This window comes from Streptococcus sp. V919 (assembly GCF_054353475.1).
Window position 1 is genome coordinate 1,063,677 of the sequence record NZ_JBTHHY010000001.1, and the last position, 17,671, is coordinate 1,081,347.

Sequence of the window (17,671 nt, forward strand, 5' to 3'; positions counted from 1 at the left end):
CCTCTTCTATTCCATAAGAGACCTCATTTTCTTTGTAAATCCAGCATCTGTCACAGCTAAAACCTTTCTTGATTTTCCAACTGCTATGCTTAATTCCAGTGTTGAAAACACGGTTACAACTTCTACTTGATAATAGTGACTTTTATCTTGAATCTTCTTGGTCAGGTTGGGAGCAGCATCATGGGCTAGAAATACCAGCTTAGCTTTCTGTTCCTGAATGGCTTTGACAACCATTTCTTCACCCGAGATAATTTTCCCTGCTCGTTGTGCAAGTCCCAAGAGATTACTTACTTTTTGCTTATTCAAGTCCTAACTCTCTTCTTTTTACTTTGCGATCAACATAAGCGATCAACTCGTCATAAAAACTTTCTTCAACTTCCATGTTAAAGCTACGGTTAAAGACTTTTTTCTTTTTAGCCTCTAGGGCTTCTGCATTGTCTAGCTTGATATAAGCGCCACGGCCATTAGCCTTGCCTGTCGGATCGATAAAGACTTCGCCTTCTTTGTTCTTGACAATACGGAGTAAATCTCGCTTATCAATTACTTCGTTGGAAACAACAGACTTTCGCAAAGGGATTTTTCTTGTTTTCATCTTTCCCTCCTCTTACAGCTTTTATTCTTCAGTCAATTCGTCTGTATCAGCGTAATCAACTTGACCTGCTTCTTCCATCGCTTCAAACTCACTAGCTGACTTGATATCAATGCGGTATCCTGTCAAATGAGCTGCTAAGCGAACATTTTGTCCACGACGACCGATTGCAAGAGATAGCTTGTTATCTGGCACAACAACCAAGGCACGCTTGCTATCATTTTCATCAAAGATAACTTGGTCAACTTCTGCAGGAGCAATAGCATTGTAAATAAATTCAGCTGGATCTGCTACCCACTCGATTACATCGATGTTTTCTTCTACAGGTACCATGCGGTCGCTCTTTGCATCGTAACGAGCTGGATGGAATTTGCTTGTGATTTTCTTGATGTTAGCACCACCGCGTCCTACGATTGTTCCGATAGCATCCACGTTTGGATTGTGACTACGAACTGCAACCTTGGTACGGTCACCCGCTTCACGAGCTACACTCATAATCTCAACAGTACCATCGTAGACTTCTGGAATTTCTTGTTCCATCAAACGTTTAATCATTTCTGGATGGCTACGGCTAACAAAGACGTTAACTCCACGAGGGTTGTCTTCAACTTTGTAAACATAGACTTCGATACGATCATGAGAAGCAAAAACTTCTCCAGGAATTTGGTCTTGTTTTGACAATTGGGCTTCGATGCTGCCAAGGTTGACATAAATAAAACGATTGTCAAAACGTTCTACTGTACCTGACATGATTTCTTGTTCATGTTCTTTGTATGTATTGTAGGTAATAGCACGTGTTTGCTTGCGCATTTTTTCCATGATGGTTTGTTTCGCAGACTGAGCCGCTACACGACCAAACTCTCCTGGTGCTTCTTCAAATTTGATTTTGTCACCAAGCTCATAGGCTGAATTAATGGCAAGAGCATCTTTCAAGCTGATTTCCAAACGGCTATCAAATACTTCATCAACAACTTCGCGAACTGTGTAGACTGTAAAGTCACCTGTTTTTTCGTTGAAGTCGATAGCTACGCTATCTGATTGACCATAGCGTCTACGATAAGCAGAACGAAGTGATTCTACTACTGCGTCGATGATATCTTCTTTCTTGATTCCCTTGTCTTCTTCCAAAATGCGGAAGGCCTCTAGCATTTCTTTACTCATGTTCTTTTTACTTTTGAATTCTCAAAAGCTATCCTTTCTTTTCTATAATTTTACTGCTAAACGTGCTTTTGATACCAAGTTATATGGAATTTGGACTGTTTTCTTGCGCGTTTTATCCATATATTCCATTGTCAATTCATCCTCTTCAAAGGACAATAAGGTTCCTTCAAAAACCTTTTGCTTATCGATGGCTTGGTAGAGCCCGACATGGATGTATTTCCCGACCGCTCCAGCGACTGCTTCCTTGGTTTTCAAAGGACGCTCCAATCCTGGACTGGTAATTTCTAGGAAATATTGTTCTGGGAAGGGATCCGGCTTGATAGTATCTAGGACAGGACTGATAATTTCAGTCAAGTCTGCTGTATCATTCAAGGTGATTCCTCCAGGCTTGTCTACAAAAATACTAAGAATCATGTCACTGCCAATCTTTCCATACTCGATATCTACGAGTTCGAAAGGAGCTTCAATGACAGGTTCTACGACTTCTCTGACTAATTCAACGATCGTTGCGATTGCGTCCACCTCCTCATAAGCAAGAGGCGAAGATATCTCCCCGCCTCTCTTTCTTATATTCTTGCTATTAGTATAGCACTTTTAAGTACTAATGTAAAGTATAAGCACCCAAATAGCTTGGATTCAAGCTTTTTCTTAAAATTCCGCTTCAACTCGGTAAATGACTTGACCCTTGCTTGAGAACTTTTGCTCGTATTCCGTCATGACATTTCCTTCAAAATCACTAGCATGCAAATCAAGCCATACGCCATTGAGCTTCATGCCATATTGAGAAAAACTCACTAAACTATACTCAAACAAGCCACGGTTATCGGTCTTGAAGTGAATTTCACCATGTTCAGGCAAGATACGCTTAAAGGTATCCAAGAAGCTCTTGTAGGTCAAACGACGCTTTTCATGTCGTTTTTTAGGCCATGGATCCGAGAAATTCAAATACAAGCGGTCAATTTCACCATCTTCAAAATAATTGGTCAAATCTGAACCATCAACCCATAGGAGTTTGATATTAGGAACTCCAACCTCTAAGACCTTGTCTAAAGCATAACTTAAGACAGATTCCTGAATATCAATTCCGATATAGTTAATATCAGGATTTTGTTTGGCCATTCCTGATATAAAAGCCCCTTTCCCACTACCAACCTCTACATGGATTGGATTGTCATTGCCAAATAAATCTCGCCACTTGCCTTTAGCTTCTGCGGGATTTAAGACAACATACTGTGGATTAGCCTCTAACAGTTCAGTTGCACCTTTACGATTTCTAACTCTCATTTTTTCTTTCCATACTTATCTCGGAAGGTACGCAAAGCATAAATCTCCCGATTTACATTATCCAAATCTTGATTTTCATAGTATTTGGTAATCAGACTCAAAAAGGACAGTTGAGCATACCAATATAACTTATTCAAAACCGTTTGATTGTACTTGTATCCATAATTAGTCAGCCACTCTTGCCATTGAAACTCTGGAATATAGTGACAAAGCAGATAGGCTACATCAAACATACGATCCGTCAAGCGAACAGAATCCCAGTCTACCAAGTAAATCAAACCGCTCTCTGTCTCAAACCAATTACTGTGACGAACATCCCCATGTACTATAGTTGCATAATCTTCCCTAAACCCAGGAAGGTTCTCACGCATATCACTCAGGACCAGACGTAGATACTGGTTATTTTTTAACGCATCAGGGGCCTTATTTATCCATGACTGAAGTAAATCCGAAGGTGTTTCCATCGCATATCCCAAGCGTGTCAACTGGGTCATTAAGGGACGTGAACGGTGTAAACGTGTCAAAATATCGATAATTTGTTTACGGTTCATATCGCTTGGCGTCAAAATTTTCCCTGACAACCATTCCTGAGCAGACATATCACGACCGTCTGGCAAACGACGGCTCCAGAGTAATTGCGGCGCAATTTGTTCTCTAGCTAAACCAGGCAGGATTGGAGAAGTATTCATTTTTATAAAAACACGTTTTCCATCAGGATAAGTCCCCATATAAGCTTTCCCGCTCTTCCCAGAAATCGGGGTTAGCGTTAGCTCAATATCACCCAAGTCCATTTTTTTCCTCCGAATAAAGTTTCCTTATTATTCTACTAATTTTTATGCTATTCGTCAACCAATCTTCTCAGTTGATATGGCAAATAAAGATATTGCAATACAAGGCCTGCTCCCACAAGGACTAAAACTAGAATTTTGTCCTTGAAAACAAGCAATCCTAAGAGACTTTCCAAGGCTAGGACAAACATGCCAATTGCTCTCAAGATTTCCTTCAAACCTCTCTCTTTTTGCCCCTTTCCTACTGGAAATAGCTGCGTCATATATTGATAATCAAAGGCATGATAGAGAGCTAGAAGCTGAAACAATAAAAGATAATTGAATAAAATTACAATTGCAACTGCAATCCAGGATTGCTCAATAAAGACGAGAGCTGATAAGGATAGGATTAGCAGTCGCAGACTAAGGGCGAATAAATCTCCATTTCTCAGATAGGAGCGAAGATAAAGATTCTGCCAGATTTTCCCCGGTACTTTCTGAACTCCTTTGAGAATAAAGTCCAGATAAGCTCGACGCTTAACACTGTTTGAAATTCCCTTAACCTGGGTAAAGAGGGCAAAAAACCGAAGCAAGAACTGCTTGCGTTTGCTCTCTTGAGCAATGGCAAAATCCCAATCAAGTCCATTTGCAAGAATAAATTTGCTGGATTTTCGACGAAAAATCACGTATTTTGCGATTCCCAAGATAAGGAGATAGACTCCAAAAATTGGCAAACCAAGACCCATGGCTAGAAATAAAGGGGCAAAAAGTAGCAAAAAGAGAGTCTGTACATTGACCCAAAAGATAAAAGAGACCAGACTTTGCTTCTGGATGTGTTCTCTCACTTCTTCTTCAGCTACCAAGAGAAAGAGTTTGTCCGGTGCTTCTAGATAAGTCGCAATACCACCCCAAAACAACAGTAAAACAGATATAATCCCAAGCAAAATTAGGATTGGAAAATGATTTGCAGGAAAATTTTGCAATAGTTGATTGTACTGGTAAGCCAAAAATCCTAGTAATACCAACAAAAACAAGACAAAATGGTCATTGAGCACATAACGAAGATAGCCCAAGCATTCCTTACGAAATTCCTGCTTTCGTTTTAAAAACAAGTCTTTCATAGCTCCTCCTCTTTGGTCAGAGCCAAATAGATATCATTGAGGCTTGCATCTGGCATGGCAAAGGCTTCTCGGAGTTGTTGTAGATTTCCTTGAGCTCTCACTTGACCTTTGTGGAGAATGACAAAAGAGTCACACATCTTTTCAGCTGAATCAAGGACGTGGGTACTCATGAGAATGGACTTGCCTTTTTTCTTTTCCACTTCTAGAAGTTGAATCAAGTCTGAAATCGCCAAGGGGTCGAGGCCAAGGAAAGGCTCGTCTACGATAAAGAGACTTGGATCTACGACAAAGGCACAGATAATCATAACCTTTTGCTTCATACCTTTGGAAAAATGAACCGGGAACCAATCCAATTTCTGGTCCAAACGAAACATTTTTAAAAGCGGTTCTACACGTTCGAAAGCGATAGTTTGTTCAATACCGTAGGCCATAGCAACCGTCTCAATATGTTCTCTGAGCGTCAATTCTTCATACAAACTAGGAGTTTCTGGGATGTAGCCAATTTTCTTACGATAGTTCGTAACATCCTCACCTAGAGTCAATCCATCAATACTTATCTTTCCACTGTAAGGAGTCAAGAGTCCGATAATTTCGTTGATGGTTGTTGATTTACCTGCACCATTTAAGCCGATCAAACCAACCAACTGCCCGCTTTCAACAGTAAAGGATACATCCTTTAAGACAGGGACGTGGACATAGCCACCTGTCAGGTTTTTAATTTCTAACATATTTTCTCCGAATCTGGTATAATGTAGCTATATTATATCAAAATTCAATACGCAAGAGGTGGTTTTTTATGTCAGATTGTATTTTTTGTAAGATTTTAGCAGGAGAAATCCCTGCATCAAAGGTTTATGAAGATGAACAAGTCCTTGCCTTTCTTGATATTTCTCAAGTAACACCTGGTCATACCTTGGTTGTTCCCAAAGAACACCATCGCAATCTTTTGGAAATGGACGCCACTAGCGCTAGCCAACTCTTCGCTAAGATTCCAGTCATTGCTCAAAAAGTCATGAAGGCTACCCAAGCTGATGGTATGAATATCATCGCCAACTGCGAAGAAGTCGCTGGACAAACAGTCTTTCATACCCATGTCCACCTCGTCCCTCGCTATGGTGCCGAGGATGACCTCAAAATTGACTTTATCGCCCATGAACCTGACTTTGACAAACTTGCCCAAGTCGCTGAAACCATCAAAAACGCTTAAGGAGTTCCTATGAAACTATCAAATTTACTACTTTTTGCAGGCTCTGCAGTTGGATCTTACCTCCTCGTTAAGAATCGTGAAGTTATCACTGAAGAAGTTTTAGATACCACTGATCGCGTTGAAGCAATCAAAGATGATTTGGATGTCATACAAAATAGTCTCCAAATTATCAATCAACAAAAAGAAGTCATCAAAGAATACCAAGAAGACCTCACTTACAAATTTAAAGTCTTTGAAAAAGACCTTCAAGCAAGACTTGCTGTCATAAAAGAATTACGAGAAACTGAAGAAGACTAAGAAAAAGAAAGTTTCCAACTTTTCTTATATCCCCTTAAATTCACCTTGGATTACCAGATTCTAACAGAAAAGGGAGGGACTAAAAATGAAACTGTTTTTAAAAGTCATCTTGATTATTTCTGGTGGCCTCTGCCTTCTTGCAACCCTGGCATTTCTAATACTGGCGAATCTGTTCAAGGCCTCACCGAGTGACATCAGAAAAGGAAACGAAGCCTTAAAACAAATCTTTATCTCCCTTGACCTACCTCCTGAGAAAGTAGAATCAAATGGCAGTTATCAATACGAAGGAGGAGGCTTAGATTTTTATGTGACTTTCTCTGATGATGTTGTCAATAGCCACCCAGTCCTAAAAGAAAGTCCAAACCTGACTAAAAACCGACTCAAAGTCTATGTCCTAAACACAGGAGATATTTCCTACCATTCAGTAGAGGACAACTTATTCAATCATGGTTTATTCCAATTTTTAGAGGAGGAAGGCGAGAAGTATTTCCGAGAAAACGGAAAGAAATCACATTCTTCTTACACAAGTCTAACTTTGAAGGATTCGGAAAGTATGAAAAAGGGAATCGCATTCTATGAAAAAGCGTTGACCTTGGTGGATATCCAGGATAATTCGGCGATTAAGCACATTGATACCGTAACTGTGAAACCTGGAAAAGAAGCAGAACTCAAGCATCTCATCCAGGAAATGGATGAAGCTGGCTTGTTCAGCCAAAGTTCTGAATAGCAGATCAGTCAGAGAATCTTTTCTCGGTTACTAACTACAAACAAAAAGAGCCTCATGGCTCTTTTTGTTTTATTCACCCTCGAAGGCATCTTTTATGTGGTCAAAGAATCCTTTTTTCTTTGGATTGACTTTCAAATCACCTGCAGCTGCGAATTCTTTCAAGGCTGCTTTTTGACGTTCGTTCAAGCCTGTTGGAGTCACGACATTAACAGTGACATATTGGTCACCAACAGCACCACCACGTAGGCTCGGAGCTCCCTTACCACGTAGGCGGAATCGTTTACCGGTTTGAGTTCCCTCTGGAATCACTAATTCAACATCACCGTGAACAGTTGGGATATCTACAGTATCACCAAGAGTTGCTTGGACGATATTGAGGTTCAACTTATAGAAAATAGTTGTTCCTTCACGTTCAAATTTGTCGCTCGGCTCAACATTAACAACAACATACAAGTCACCGTATGGTCCGCCGTTAAATCCAGCCTCCCCTTGACCAGCTAGACGAATTTGTTGACCAGTTTCGACACCTGCTGGAATTTTTACATGGACACTGTGGGCTTGTTTTTCATGACCTGTTCCATGACAAGTTGTACATGGATCTTTGATTTCTTTTCCACGACCATGACAGACATCACAGGTTACTTGGCGACGCATCATACCAAGCGGTGTTTGAGTATCGACGTTGATAACACCAGAACCGTGACAGCGTCCACAAGTAACTGAACTTGTTCCAGGCTTAGCACCAGATCCGTTACAAGTACGACAGCTAGCTTCACGATTGTATTTGACTTCTTTTTCAGTACCAAAGATGGCTTCTTCAAAAGTCAAATTGACGCGATATTGGAGGTCATCCCCTTGACGAGGTGCGTTTGGATTGCGAGAAGAACCGCCTCCGCCGAAAAAACTTGAGAAGATATCTTCAAAGCCACCAAAGCCTCCTGCACCATCGAAGCCACCGAAACCGCCTGCACCACCAAAGCCACCATTGGCACCAGCAGCACCATATTGGTCGTAAGCAGCACGTTTTTGTTCGTCACTCAAAGTCTCATAAGCTTCTTGAACTTCCTTGTACTTTTCCTCAGCACCAGGCTCCTTGTTGATATCTGGGTGATATTTTTTAGATAATTTCCGATAGGCTTTCTTGATCTCATCTTGAGATGCATTCTTTGAAACGCCCAAACGGTCATAAAATTCAGTATTGTTCATTTAAGATACCAAGACCGTAAAATTCGACTGAAAAATAGGAAATCTGGCGCGGGAGCGATGCTCCTAGACAGATTTATCTTTTTTCCGAGAATTTAGGTCGGGTTCAGTTCCTTTCTTTTATATTGAATTAGAAACTTTGGAACCCGTGTTCAGTTGCGAACACCTTTGTTCCTTTCTTTCTAGTATTGCGAAACGAACTAAAATATTAGTATCGTCCCATTTTACCGAAAAACAGAGGCTGGGTTGCAACCTCTGGATTTCTTCTTATCATTTACTAGTTAGGCATTTAGGAAAGGCGCATAGCGATTGTCGTAGAATGACAATCACAAGAGTGAGTATTCATTATTAACGCCTCGCTCCCCGATTTTCAAGCTCGGGATAAAATAGTCCACTGGACTATTTTATTTTTCCGTAAACTCTCCGTCTACGACGTCATCGCCTGCGTTTCCTGTTGCTTGTGCTCCTTCTGCTCCTGCTTGGGCTTGTTGCGCTGCTGCGGCTTGTTCGTAGAGTTTAACGGCAAGTCCTTGTGCTTTTTCGTTCAATGCTTCAAGTTTTGCTTTCATTTCGTCCAAGTTGTTGTCTTCTTGGGCTTTCTTAAGGTCATCAAGGGCAGCTTGTGCAGCATCACGTTCTGCGTCAAAGCCTTTTCCTTCAGTTTCCTTGATTGTCTTTTCAGTCGCAAAGATAGCTTGGTCTACTTCGTTACGAAGGTCTACTTCTTCTTTACGTTTCTTATCTGCTTCAGCGTTAGCTTCTGCATCTTTCATCATGCGATCGATTTCTTCGTCTGTCAAACCTGAGTTAGATTGGATAACAATTGTTTGTTCTTTTTGAGTTCCAAGATCTTTGGCCTTAACAGATACGATACCGTTCTTGTCGATGTCAAATGTTACTTCGATTTGTGGGATACCACGAGGTGCAGCTGGGATATCAGTCAATTGGAAGCGTCCAAGAGTCTTGTTATCTGCTGCCATTGGGCGTTCACCTTGAAGAACGTGGATATCAACGGCAGGTTGGTTGTCTGCTGCAGTTGAGAAGACTTGTGATTTAGATGTTGGAATAGTTGTGTTGCGGTCGATAAGTTTTGTAAATACTCCACCCATTGTTTCGATACCAAGTGACAATGGGGTTACGTCAAGAAGGACAACGTCTTTTACATCACCAGTGATGACACCACCTTGGATTGCAGCACCCATAGCCACAACTTCATCAGGGTTCACTGATTTGTTTGGTTCTTTACCAGTTTCAGCTTTAACAGCTTCTACAACGGCAGGGATACGAGTTGAACCACCGACAAGAATCACTTCGTCGATATCTGACAAGCTCAAACCTGCATCTGAAAGAGCTTGACGAACTGGAACTTTAGTACGTTCTACAAGGTCACGAGTCAAATCATCGAATTTCGCACGAGTCAAGGTCATTTCCAAGTGAAGAGGTCCAGCCTCACCAGCAGTGATAAATGGCAAGCTGATTTGTGTTGAAGTCACACCAGAAAGGTCTTTCTTCGCTTTTTCAGCTGCGTCTTTCAAACGTTGAAGAGCCATCTTGTCTGTTGACAAGTCGATACCATTTTCTTTCTTGAATTCTGCCACCAAGTAGTCGATGATTTTTTGGTCAAAGTCATCACCACCGAGTTTGTTATCCCCTGCAGTTGCCAATACATCGAAGACACCGTCACCAAGTTCAAGGATAGATACGTCGAATGTACCACCACCAAGGTCGAATACCAAGATTTTTTCTTCTTTGTCAGTCTTATCCAAACCGTATGCAAGGGCTGCTGCAGTTGGTTCGTTGACGATACGTTCTACTTCAAGACCAGCAATTTTACCAGCGTCTTTAGTTGCTTGACGTTGAGCATCGTTAAAGTAAGCTGGAACGGTGATAACTGCTTTGGTTACTTTTTCACCAAGGTAGTCTTCAGCGTAACCTTTCAAGTATTGAAGAATCATAGCTGAGATTTCTTGTGGAGTGTAGTCTTTACCGTTAGCAGAAACTTTTTCAGAAGTTCCCATCTTAGATTTGATAGAGATAACTGTATCTGGGTTTGTTACTGCTTGACGTTTTGCTGCGTCACCAACGATGATTTCACCGTTTTTGAATGAAACTACAGATGGAGTTGTGCGGTTACCTTCTGGGTTTGCGATGATTTTGCTTTCAGTTCCTTCAAGAACTGCAACTGCTGAGTTTGTTGTCCCTAAGTCAATACCGATAATTTTAGACATGTGTTTTTCTCCTTAAATTTTATATTCTTTTTTCTTTTTGATACTCTTCTTAAGTGGCGACGCCGTCAGAGCTTGACTTCGTCAATCTCTTTGACTAAACTTTGAGCCTAAGGTCTCAAAGTTTGCGAAGATACCGCCACGGCGAAGAGTATCGCCTTTGGTTCGCTTCGCTCACTATTGGTAAAGCTGAACCATTGTTTATCTTTCTTTCATAGTTTAGTGTCGTTTCGGACAAGTTTCCTATTATGTTACGACACGAGAAGTCGAAGTCGATATTATTTCGACGACGAGTTAGTAAGGAGGCTAGGCAAACGCCATAGCGATTGCCGTTTTCTGACGAGTTGCTTTAGCTACCGTCAGAATTGCCTAGTTATAAACCACTACCATAGCCGGTCTTAGGATGCGGTCATGGAGTTTGTATCCTTTTTGGAAGACTTGTGCGATGGTATCTGCTGGATGCTCATCATCAGCTGGAACTGTTTGAATAGCCATATGGTAGTTATGGTCAAACTCTCCATCTGCTGGAATTTCTTCAATTCCTTCTTCTTTCAGAGCATGTACCAAACTTTCTTGGACCATTTCCAAGCCCTTCTTCACATCATCTGTCAACCCTTCAACAGCAAGAGCACGTTCTAGGTTATCAAGTGACGGCAAAATTGCTTTTGCCAAATCTTGGCTACGATAGCGTTGCAAGAGTTGGCGTTCTTCATTGGCACGGCGTTGAATATTTTGCATTTCTGCATGAGCACGAAGGTATTTGTTTTCAAACTCTTCAGCACGTTCATTCGCCAAGTCCAATTCAGACTTCTCAGGAGTTGTTTCTTCAGTTGTTTCCACAACTTCCTCTTCTTTTACTTCTTCATTTTTTATATCTTGGGCCATTTTCGCCTCCTTTAATGATTTCAATCTTAATTCACTTCATAGTGATTGCTGCTGAGATAGCGGTAAAAATCCGTCAACTTCATAGTCAAAACTCGATTGACAACATTAAGTTGATTGACCAATTGTTGATAATTCAAATTGACTGGACCTATAATCGCAAGAATTCCAAATCCACGATAGGGAATCAGGAATTTACTGCTAATCACTGCTAAGTCAGCAAGACAAGATTCTTGGCTATCTGCAACTCGGACACTCTGCATCTGGTCTCCAATCAGATTCTCTCGAATCTCCAAAGCAACCTTTTGTGGCTGATCAAAAAATTGATAGGCCGCTAAATTAGCGAAATTCAGAAGATTGACTTTGCCAGAAACCACGATATTTTCATTGAACATCTCTTTGAAGATATGCTCAATAAGATCCATAACATTATCCGTTGTTGTAAAGTAACGTTGGATAATCTGCGGAATCTCTGTCCGAATCTTGTAGTGAATATCCAAAACAGTTTGATTCAGGAAACGTTCTTGAATCATGGTCTTGAGGCGATTTAAATCCTCCTGCAAGAAATTTCTCGGAATCAAAAACTGACTGGTAACTGTTCTAGACTCATCAAGCGTAAAAACTGCCAGAGCTGTATGTTGTCCGAGGACAACAATATCAAAAGCTGTCAGCTTCTGCCTACTTGGTTCGACATCCAGTGCTACAACCGTACAACCACTCAAGTCTGTCAAGATTTTCGTTGCCTCTTGAAGGATATCCTCAAGCTTGAAGAACTCCTGATCAAATGCTTTTACAATCTCATAAACTTGATTCTCAGCTAAACGGTCGAAGGACAAGGAGTGTTTGACATAGTATTGAAATCCAGCCACACTCGGCATCCGACCACTGGAAGTATGAGCCTTTTCAAGCAAACCTTGCTTTTCTAGAGCTGCCATATCATTTCGAATGGTAGCACTACTAGAGTTGATAGACTCTTGCAAGGTCTTAGATCCAACAGGTTCGTGCGTTTTGGTAAAGATGTCAATAATCAGATTTAAAATATTCTGCTGACGTTCTGTAACCATCTCGTCACTCCTCTCTGATAGATCTTTTTTAGCACTCGATGCATCCAAGTGCTAACTTATGATTCTATTATACACCCTTAGAAAAGAATGTCAAGACAAAAACTCAAAAAATTAGCACTCTTTTGTCAAGAGTGCTAAAAATCGGTCTGAGGACCTAGAAACCAATGTCAATCAACCTGATATTTTCGTCTAAGTCTGTAAAAACTATAGATTAGATAAGAAATCATGAGGGCATAAAGGGCAAAAATAACAAAGAAAGACTGAGAGAGATTTTCGCGAAACAGGCTCATACAAACAACTAGACCACCAGAGATGGTTACTGTCGATGTACGAAGTCCAGATTTCACAACATCCCATCGAAGATGAGTGTTCATGAAAGATTGATCATTTAAATCTACATCACAAGTTGCTTTTCGAAAAACAGTATAAGAACAATTTTCCACAAATTCCCATCCTCTATCCTTAATACTTTGTAAATCTACCTCATTTTTTCTAAGGTAGCTAGTATTCCACACACGGTAAATCACATCATCTGGTTGGCATTGTTCAAAATAGAAAAAACCAAAACGATTCGATTTATATTTCCAACCTTTCAAATGCATCTCATGCAAATAATCTTCTACCTTATCCAAATCAAAAATGGTAAACATTCGAAATTGTACTTTGCTATTCATTGTCTAACCTCCAAAATGGTTTTATTTATCAGATAATTCTTTCCACTTTTGAAACAATCTCCAAAAAATATAAGAAATCTGAATCGTAAAAACGATCAATAAAGTACCGTCTATGATAACAATCAAAAACATTCCCCAACTGAAAGAACCTCTTCCACTGAGTAACTTTAAAAAAACCGGCAGTAGCACTGAAAAGAGAATCAAAACAGGAAGCATCCGCATTATTAAAATGCGCTTGATCATGGCTAACTTCCCGGCCGCATCATTATAAATTTCAAACTCTGCATCCGATTCAATTTGAGAATAAGGTTTTCTAAAATAGGAAAAACCATTAAATCCTGTAATATGCTCCCAGCCACAATCTTTAAACAGTTGTAAATAGGAGGCTCTCTCTGACTTTTTCATAGGATAAAAGTCCAACTGATAAACCACCTGCTCCGGTTGGCACTTTTCAAAAGTATACTTAACCGCAACTGCTAAGTTAGAGTAACTTACTTCCTTAAGTTTCCAGCCCTGAGCATGCATTTCTCCGAGATAGAGAGCCTCTCTATCATAATCCGCAATGGTACAAATCCTATAAACAACTTTCTTTTCCATCAAAGCTCCTCCCGACTGTTTCTGTAGAGTCGTCCAATACGTTTCAACTCAATCTCTAAAACTTTTCGGCCCAAGTCTGTTATCTGATAGATTTTTCGTTTTTCCTCTTCTCGGACAAAGGAAATCAAACCATCCTTTTCCATCTTTGACAGGGTTCCATACATAGTTCCAGGACTAATTGAAACCTGCGAATCTGTCATCTCTTTGACCTTTTGTGTAATACCATAACCATGGTTCTCCTTTTGCAGACAGAACAGAATATAAAAACCCGTTTCAGTCATAGGAAGGTAGACACGCCTAATCTTATCTGTTAATTCCATTTAACCAGACCTCCTATTTAGTTCGATATATCGCACTTCGTTATATAAAATATATCACACCTCGATATAAATTGCAAGAAAAAAAGATCGTCCTCACGGACAATCTTTCTGATTTATCATTAGTAAAGATCTAGGTAGTTGTCAATTTCCCATTGTGAGACAAAGGTTGCATAGCTCGCCCACTCGATGCGTTTAGCTTCAAGGAAGCTCGTATAGATATGTTCACCCAGAGCAGCCTTAACGACTTCGTCTTCTGTCAAAGCCTTCAAAGCGTTGTGAAGAGTTGATGGAAGGTCAGTAATGCCAGCCTCTTTACGCTCTTCTGCAGTCATGATATAGATGTTTTCTTCGATTGGCGCTGGTGCTTCGATTTTGTTTTCGATCCCGTGTAAACCAACTTCCAAAAGAACAGCCATTGCGATGTATGGATTAGCCATTGGGTCAACTGAGCGCAACTCCAAACGTGTTCCCATTCCGCGTGAAGCTGGTACACGGACAAGCGGTGAACGGTTACGACCAGCCCAAGCGATGTAAACAGGTGCTTCATACCCTGGAACCAAACGTTTATATGAGTTAACTGTTGGGTTCATAATAGCTGTGTAATTGTAAGCGTGCTTGATCAAACCACCAAGGAAGTAGTAAGCAGTTTCTGATAACTGCATTCCTTTTGGATCATTTGGATCAAAGAAGGCATTATTTCCCTCAGCATCAAACAAGGACATATTGCAGTGCATTCCTGAACCAGCGATACCAAATTTAGGTTTAGCCATAAAGGTTGCATACAAACCATGTTTACGCGCAATTGTCTTTACAACGAGTTTAAAGATTTGAATCTTATCACAAGCACGAAGAACTTCATCGTATTTAAAGTCAATCTCATGTTGACCTACGGCCACTTCGTGGTGACTGGCTTCTACTTCAAATCCCATTTTGGTCAAGACGTTAACAATCTCACGACGGGTATTATCGGCAAGGTCTGTAGGCGCCAAATCAAAGTAACCACCCTTATCATTCACCTCGAGAGTTGGGTCTCCATTCTCATCAAGCTTAAATAGGAAGAATTCTGGTTCTGGACCAAGGTTGAAAGATTTGAATCCTACTTTTTCCATGTGATGAAGAGCTCGTTTAAGGTTGCTTCGAGGATCTCCAGCAAATGGCTCTCCTTCTGTTGTATAGACATCACAGATCAATCCTGCGACACTACCGTTCTCATCTCCCCAAGGGAAGACAGTCCATGTGTCTAGGTCAGGGTACAAGTACATATCTGATTCATTGATACGAACAAACCCTTCAATAGAAGATCCATCAAACATAGCCTTGTTTGACAAGACCTTGTCTAGTTGTTCATCTGTAGCAGGAATTTCGACGTTTTTCATTGTTCCCAAAATATCTGAAAACATAAGACGGATAAAGGTTACATTTTTTTCCTTAACTTCACGACGAATATCTGCAGCTGTGATTGGCATGGTTTTTCTCCTTATATATGACGACTAGCGGTTGCCTAACCGCGACCAAAAGGTGATTGTTGAGAAGCAAAGCGACTTTGTTGAAGAACCTCATTCCGAAGGGCCCGACGCACCTCAGTTTGACTGACTGGTTTTTTAGCTTTCGCCTCACGTTCGGCATATTTTTTCTTGATAGCAGCAATGTTCAGACCTTCAGAGATATAATCCTTAATCTCAAGCAACCGATCCATATCATTTAAAGAATACATCCGACGATTACCTTCGTTGCGATCAGGTTTTATCAACTCCTGATCTTCATAATAACGAATTTGACGCGCCGAAAGATCGGTCAGCTTCATAACACTACCAATAGGGAAAACTGCCATATTGCGGCGAAATTCTTTTTCCTTCATGTACACTTCCTTCTTTCTGTCTATTATAGTCTAAAAAAAATCAATCGTCAATTGTTTATGTCATATTTTGTGACATTATTTTATTTTTTCAGCAAACTACTCCGCAAACGGTCAATGTCGTAATTTACAAGAATTGCTACAAAAACACCCATAAATGTTTCAAAAACTCGGGCAAACACGTACAAAACAGTTTCACCATTTGGAATTGATAGGGTAATAATCAGCATGGCTGCAACTCCTCCGATGACTCCTGATTTATTGTTCATAGCAACGTTTGTCATAATGGTTAACATGGTACATATCGGAACCACAAGGAGAGTTACCCAAAAGGCTCCCTGAAAAAAATTATTTAGGAGGAAGAAAATCAGTGCATAAAAACCACCGATGCTATTCCCTAAAATACGAGAAGTACCAAAATGAACACTCTTATCAAAGTCTTCTCTCAAACTAAAGACAGCCGTTAGCGCTCCGATTTGAAGTCCCTTCCATCCAAAAAAACCAAAAATCATAAGGACCAAAAAAACAGCGATTCCTGTTTTAAACGTTCGCATCCCTAACTTAAACTTAGATTTGTCAAAAGTATACTTTTTAAAATAACTCATAATCTCAACTTCCTTTTTTCCATTTTACCATATTTTTACTTTTTTGAGAAAAGGATTCATAAGCAGAAAAAGAGAAGGGTTCAATCCTTCTCTTTGATAACGATTTACGATTTAAAATAAATACATGAAAGCTAAAGTTAAGAGACTAGCTAGCAAACCGACTAACCAGAAGAAGAAATCGACTTTCCACTCACTCCAAGGCTGACCTTTACCTGAAAAGCCACCCAATTCAAAATGGTGGTGAACCGGTGTCATACGGAAGATACGCTTTCCTCCACTCAACTTAAAGTAGCTAACTTGCATCATGACAGATGTCGTTTCAAAAACATAGACTATACCAATCAAGAGTAGCGTCCATTCTTGGTGTAGCGCCATGGAAATAGCAGCTAACATTCCTCCCAAGGCAAGACTACCAACATCTCCCATAAATACCTTGGCAGGTTTATGGTTAAAGACAAAGAAGCCAAGAAGACCTCCAATCATGGCGATAATGACTAGCAGGATATCCAACTGGTTTTGTACATAAGCAATGACGCCATAAGTAGATAGGCTGATTACAACTGAGATACTTGCCAAACCATCAATCCCGTCAGTCAAGTTAACAGCATTTGAAAAACCAACTAGCCAGAAGAGAGCAAAGAAAATGTAAAGAAAACCTAGGTGCAATGGATAACCAAATACATTTAAGACATCTCCTCCTCTTTCATAAAAGAAATAGAAGATAACCCCTCCTACTAACTGAAGCAAGAGTTTTTGTTTAGGATTGAGTCCTTCATTGATTTTACGGAAAACCTTGAGGAAATCATCTAAGAAACCGACCAAACCATATAAGACTAGGATAAAGAGGATCATTCCAACATTATTGGTTAGTTGATCGGTCAAAAGAGCAAGAACTAAACTAACTAAAACTCCAGTTATGAGAAAGACGATACCTCCCATTGTCGGTGTTCCAGCTTTTGCTTGATGCTGTTTCACATCCTCGTGCATCTGCTGACCAGTGATTTGTGCTTTACGATAAAAACGGATAAAGGCTGGAATTCCTACCACTGTAAGAACAAAAGTAAGGATTCCAGGAAAGATAGAAACTAGCATT

At 40.3% G+C, this 17,671-nt stretch carries 22 protein-coding genes; 3 read left to right on the forward strand and 19 right to left on the reverse strand.

Annotation, left to right across the window (positions count from 1 at the left end; genetic code table 11):
- Positions 1 to 6: 6 nt before the first annotated feature.
- From ACXYSK_RS05510 to ACXYSK_RS05545, 8 genes are all read right to left on the reverse strand, one after another.
- Positions 7 to 306, reverse strand: a complete 300-nt coding sequence (locus ACXYSK_RS05510) for a YlxQ-related RNA-binding protein (RefSeq protein WP_178895425.1) — start codon at positions 304 to 306, stop codon at positions 7 to 9.
- Positions 299 to 592 carry an RNase P modulator RnpM gene (rnpM, locus tag ACXYSK_RS05515; RefSeq protein ID WP_458625330.1) on the reverse strand — a complete coding sequence of 98 codons (294 nt, stop codon included), beginning with the start codon at positions 590 to 592 and terminating at the stop codon, positions 299 to 301. Before rnpM ends, ACXYSK_RS05510 begins: the two co-directional genes overlap by 8 nt.
- 21 nt (positions 593 to 613) lie before the next feature.
- Positions 614 to 1,750, reverse strand: a complete 1,137-nt coding sequence (gene nusA / locus ACXYSK_RS05520) for a transcription termination factor NusA (protein WP_006150238.1) — start codon at positions 1,748 to 1,750, stop codon at positions 614 to 616.
- 42 nt (positions 1,751 to 1,792) lie between these two features.
- Positions 1,793 to 2,272 carry a ribosome maturation factor RimP gene (gene rimP / locus ACXYSK_RS05525; RefSeq protein WP_254726543.1) on the reverse strand — a complete coding sequence of 160 codons (480 nt, stop codon included), beginning with the start codon at positions 2,270 to 2,272 and terminating at the stop codon, positions 1,793 to 1,795.
- A 126-nt stretch (positions 2,273 to 2,398) separates the two neighbouring features.
- On the reverse strand, positions 2,399 to 3,034 hold the full coding sequence (gene trmB / locus ACXYSK_RS05530; protein WP_458625331.1) for a tRNA (guanosine(46)-N7)-methyltransferase TrmB: 636 nt from the start codon (positions 3,032 to 3,034) through the stop codon (positions 2,399 to 2,401).
- Positions 3,031 to 3,825 (reverse strand): cell cycle regulator CcrZ, encoded by a 795-nt coding sequence (ccrZ, locus tag ACXYSK_RS05535; protein ID WP_458625332.1) that lies wholly within the window; start codon positions 3,823 to 3,825, stop codon positions 3,031 to 3,033. Before ccrZ ends, trmB begins: the two co-directional genes overlap by 4 nt.
- A 47-nt stretch (positions 3,826 to 3,872) precedes the next feature.
- Positions 3,873 to 4,922, reverse strand: coding sequence for an ABC transporter permease (locus ACXYSK_RS05540; RefSeq protein ID WP_458625333.1), 1,050 nt, complete (start codon positions 4,920 to 4,922; stop codon positions 3,873 to 3,875).
- On the reverse strand, positions 4,919 to 5,650 hold the full coding sequence (locus tag ACXYSK_RS05545; protein WP_254726547.1) for an ABC transporter ATP-binding protein: 732 nt from the start codon (positions 5,648 to 5,650) through the stop codon (positions 4,919 to 4,921). The genes ACXYSK_RS05540 and ACXYSK_RS05545 overlap by 4 nt, the downstream gene beginning before the upstream one ends.
- A gap of 68 nt (positions 5,651 to 5,718) precedes the next feature.
- Here ACXYSK_RS05545 and ACXYSK_RS05550 point away from each other — a divergent pair, with 68 nt between their 5' ends.
- The 3 genes from ACXYSK_RS05550 to ACXYSK_RS05560 all read left to right on the forward strand — a co-directional run bounded on the left by ACXYSK_RS05550 (position 5,719) and on the right by ACXYSK_RS05560 (position 7,153).
- The gene (locus ACXYSK_RS05550) at positions 5,719 to 6,129 is read left to right on the forward strand and encodes an HIT family protein (protein ID WP_458625334.1); all 411 of its coding nucleotides are present in this window, start codon (positions 5,719 to 5,721) and stop codon (positions 6,127 to 6,129) included.
- 9 nt (positions 6,130 to 6,138) lie between these two features.
- Entirely contained in the window at positions 6,139 to 6,426 is a 288-nt protein-coding gene (locus tag ACXYSK_RS05555) for a hypothetical protein (protein ID WP_414307314.1), read from the forward strand.
- Between the two features lie 85 nt (positions 6,427 to 6,511).
- Positions 6,512 to 7,153 (forward strand): hypothetical protein, encoded by a 642-nt coding sequence (locus ACXYSK_RS05560; protein ID WP_458625335.1) that lies wholly within the window; start codon positions 6,512 to 6,514, stop codon positions 7,151 to 7,153.
- Between the two features lie 69 nt (positions 7,154 to 7,222).
- On the opposite strand, the gene dnaJ is transcribed toward ACXYSK_RS05560, so the two are convergent.
- The 11 genes from dnaJ to mraY all read right to left on the reverse strand — a co-directional run bounded on the left by dnaJ (position 7,223) and on the right by mraY (position 17,670).
- Positions 7,223 to 8,359: a molecular chaperone DnaJ gene (gene dnaJ, locus ACXYSK_RS05565; RefSeq protein WP_458625336.1), complete on the reverse strand. Its 1,137-nt coding sequence runs from the start codon at positions 8,357 to 8,359 to the stop codon at positions 7,223 to 7,225.
- A 401-nt stretch (positions 8,360 to 8,760) separates the two neighbouring features.
- The gene (gene dnaK, locus ACXYSK_RS05570; RefSeq protein WP_458625337.1) at positions 8,761 to 10,584 is read right to left on the reverse strand and encodes a molecular chaperone DnaK; all 1,824 of its coding nucleotides are present in this window, start codon (positions 10,582 to 10,584) and stop codon (positions 8,761 to 8,763) included.
- Between the two features lie 366 nt (positions 10,585 to 10,950).
- Positions 10,951 to 11,466, reverse strand: a complete 516-nt coding sequence (gene grpE / locus ACXYSK_RS05575; RefSeq protein WP_000046046.1) for a nucleotide exchange factor GrpE — start codon at positions 11,464 to 11,466, stop codon at positions 10,951 to 10,953.
- A 26-nt stretch (positions 11,467 to 11,492) separates the two neighbouring features.
- Entirely contained in the window at positions 11,493 to 12,527 is a 1,035-nt protein-coding gene (gene hrcA, locus ACXYSK_RS05580; protein WP_458625338.1) for a heat-inducible transcriptional repressor HrcA, read from the reverse strand.
- A gap of 167 nt (positions 12,528 to 12,694) precedes the next feature.
- Positions 12,695 to 13,201, reverse strand: coding sequence for a DUF2812 domain-containing protein (locus ACXYSK_RS05585; RefSeq protein WP_458625339.1), 507 nt, complete (start codon positions 13,199 to 13,201; stop codon positions 12,695 to 12,697).
- Positions 13,202 to 13,222: 21 nt separating this feature from the next.
- Complete coding sequence (locus ACXYSK_RS05590) at positions 13,223 to 13,798, reverse strand: DUF2812 domain-containing protein (RefSeq protein WP_458625340.1); 576 nt, start codon at positions 13,796 to 13,798, stop codon at positions 13,223 to 13,225.
- Positions 13,798 to 14,118, reverse strand: a complete 321-nt coding sequence (locus ACXYSK_RS05595; RefSeq protein WP_458625341.1) for a PadR family transcriptional regulator — start codon at positions 14,116 to 14,118, stop codon at positions 13,798 to 13,800. The genes ACXYSK_RS05590 and ACXYSK_RS05595 overlap by 1 nt, the downstream gene beginning before the upstream one ends.
- Positions 14,119 to 14,237: 119 nt before the next feature.
- A complete protein-coding gene (gene glnA, locus ACXYSK_RS05600; RefSeq protein WP_458625342.1) occupies positions 14,238 to 15,584 on the reverse strand; it encodes a type I glutamate--ammonia ligase in 1,347 nt (448 codons plus the stop codon).
- A gap of 35 nt (positions 15,585 to 15,619) precedes the next feature.
- On the reverse strand, positions 15,620 to 15,976 hold the full coding sequence (glnR, locus tag ACXYSK_RS05605; RefSeq protein ID WP_000659542.1) for a transcriptional repressor GlnR: 357 nt from the start codon (positions 15,974 to 15,976) through the stop codon (positions 15,620 to 15,622).
- Positions 15,977 to 16,056: 80 nt separating this feature from the next.
- On the reverse strand, positions 16,057 to 16,578 hold the full coding sequence (locus tag ACXYSK_RS05610) for an FUSC family protein (protein ID WP_458625343.1): 522 nt from the start codon (positions 16,576 to 16,578) through the stop codon (positions 16,057 to 16,059).
- Positions 16,579 to 16,689: 111 nt separating this feature from the next.
- Positions 16,690 to 17,670 carry a phospho-N-acetylmuramoyl-pentapeptide-transferase gene (gene mraY / locus ACXYSK_RS05615; protein ID WP_458625344.1) on the reverse strand — a complete coding sequence of 327 codons (981 nt, stop codon included), beginning with the start codon at positions 17,668 to 17,670 and terminating at the stop codon, positions 16,690 to 16,692.
- Position 17,671: the final 1 nt, after the last annotated feature.

Excerpts from the sequence above, each read along its gene's own strand:
- ACXYSK_RS05545 (WP_254726547.1), bottom strand. The coding sequence starts at position 5,650 with ATGTTAGAAATTAAAAACCTGACAGGTGGCTATGTCCACGTCCCTGTC.
- grpE (WP_000046046.1), bottom strand. The coding sequence starts at position 11,466 with ATGGCCCAAGATATAAAAAATGAAGAAGTAAAAGAAGAGGAAGTTGTG.
- ACXYSK_RS05610 (WP_458625343.1), bottom strand. The coding sequence starts at position 16,578 with ATGAGTTATTTTAAAAAGTATACTTTTGACAAATCTAAGTTTAAGTTA.
- hrcA (WP_458625338.1), bottom strand. The coding sequence starts at position 12,527 with ATGGTTACAGAACGTCAGCAGAATATTTTAAATCTGATTATTGACATC.
- dnaJ (WP_458625336.1), bottom strand. The coding sequence starts at position 8,359 with ATGAACAATACTGAATTTTATGACCGTTTGGGCGTTTCAAAGAATGCA.
- glnA (WP_458625342.1), bottom strand. The coding sequence starts at position 15,584 with ATGCCAATCACAGCTGCAGATATTCGTCGTGAAGTTAAGGAAAAAAAT.
- ACXYSK_RS05555 (WP_414307314.1), top strand. The coding sequence starts at position 6,139 with ATGAAACTATCAAATTTACTACTTTTTGCAGGCTCTGCAGTTGGATCT.
- ccrZ (WP_458625332.1), bottom strand. The coding sequence starts at position 3,825 with ATGGACTTGGGTGATATTGAGCTAACGCTAACCCCGATTTCTGGGAAG.
- trmB (WP_458625331.1), bottom strand. The coding sequence starts at position 3,034 with ATGAGAGTTAGAAATCGTAAAGGTGCAACTGAACTGTTAGAGGCTAAT.
- nusA (WP_006150238.1), bottom strand. The coding sequence starts at position 1,750 with ATGAGTAAAGAAATGCTAGAGGCCTTCCGCATTTTGGAAGAAGACAAG.
- dnaK (WP_458625337.1), bottom strand. The coding sequence starts at position 10,584 with ATGTCTAAAATTATCGGTATTGACTTAGGGACAACAAACTCAGCAGTT.
- ACXYSK_RS05590 (WP_458625340.1), bottom strand. The coding sequence starts at position 13,798 with ATGGAAAAGAAAGTTGTTTATAGGATTTGTACCATTGCGGATTATGAT.
- rnpM (WP_458625330.1), bottom strand. The coding sequence starts at position 592 with ATGAAAACAAGAAAAATCCCTTTGCGAAAGTCTGTTGTTTCCAACGAA.
- ACXYSK_RS05595 (WP_458625341.1), bottom strand. The coding sequence starts at position 14,118 with ATGGAATTAACAGATAAGATTAGGCGTGTCTACCTTCCTATGACTGAA.
- ACXYSK_RS05540 (WP_458625333.1), bottom strand. The coding sequence starts at position 4,922 with ATGAAAGACTTGTTTTTAAAACGAAAGCAGGAATTTCGTAAGGAATGC.
- ACXYSK_RS05550 (WP_458625334.1), top strand. The coding sequence starts at position 5,719 with ATGTCAGATTGTATTTTTTGTAAGATTTTAGCAGGAGAAATCCCTGCA.
- ACXYSK_RS05560 (WP_458625335.1), top strand. The coding sequence starts at position 6,512 with ATGAAACTGTTTTTAAAAGTCATCTTGATTATTTCTGGTGGCCTCTGC.
- mraY (WP_458625344.1), bottom strand. The coding sequence starts at position 17,670 with ATGCTAGTTTCTATCTTTCCTGGAATCCTTACTTTTGTTCTTACAGTG.
- ACXYSK_RS05585 (WP_458625339.1), bottom strand. The coding sequence starts at position 13,201 with ATGAATAGCAAAGTACAATTTCGAATGTTTACCATTTTTGATTTGGAT.
- glnR (WP_000659542.1), bottom strand. The coding sequence starts at position 15,976 with ATGAAGGAAAAAGAATTTCGCCGCAATATGGCAGTTTTCCCTATTGGT.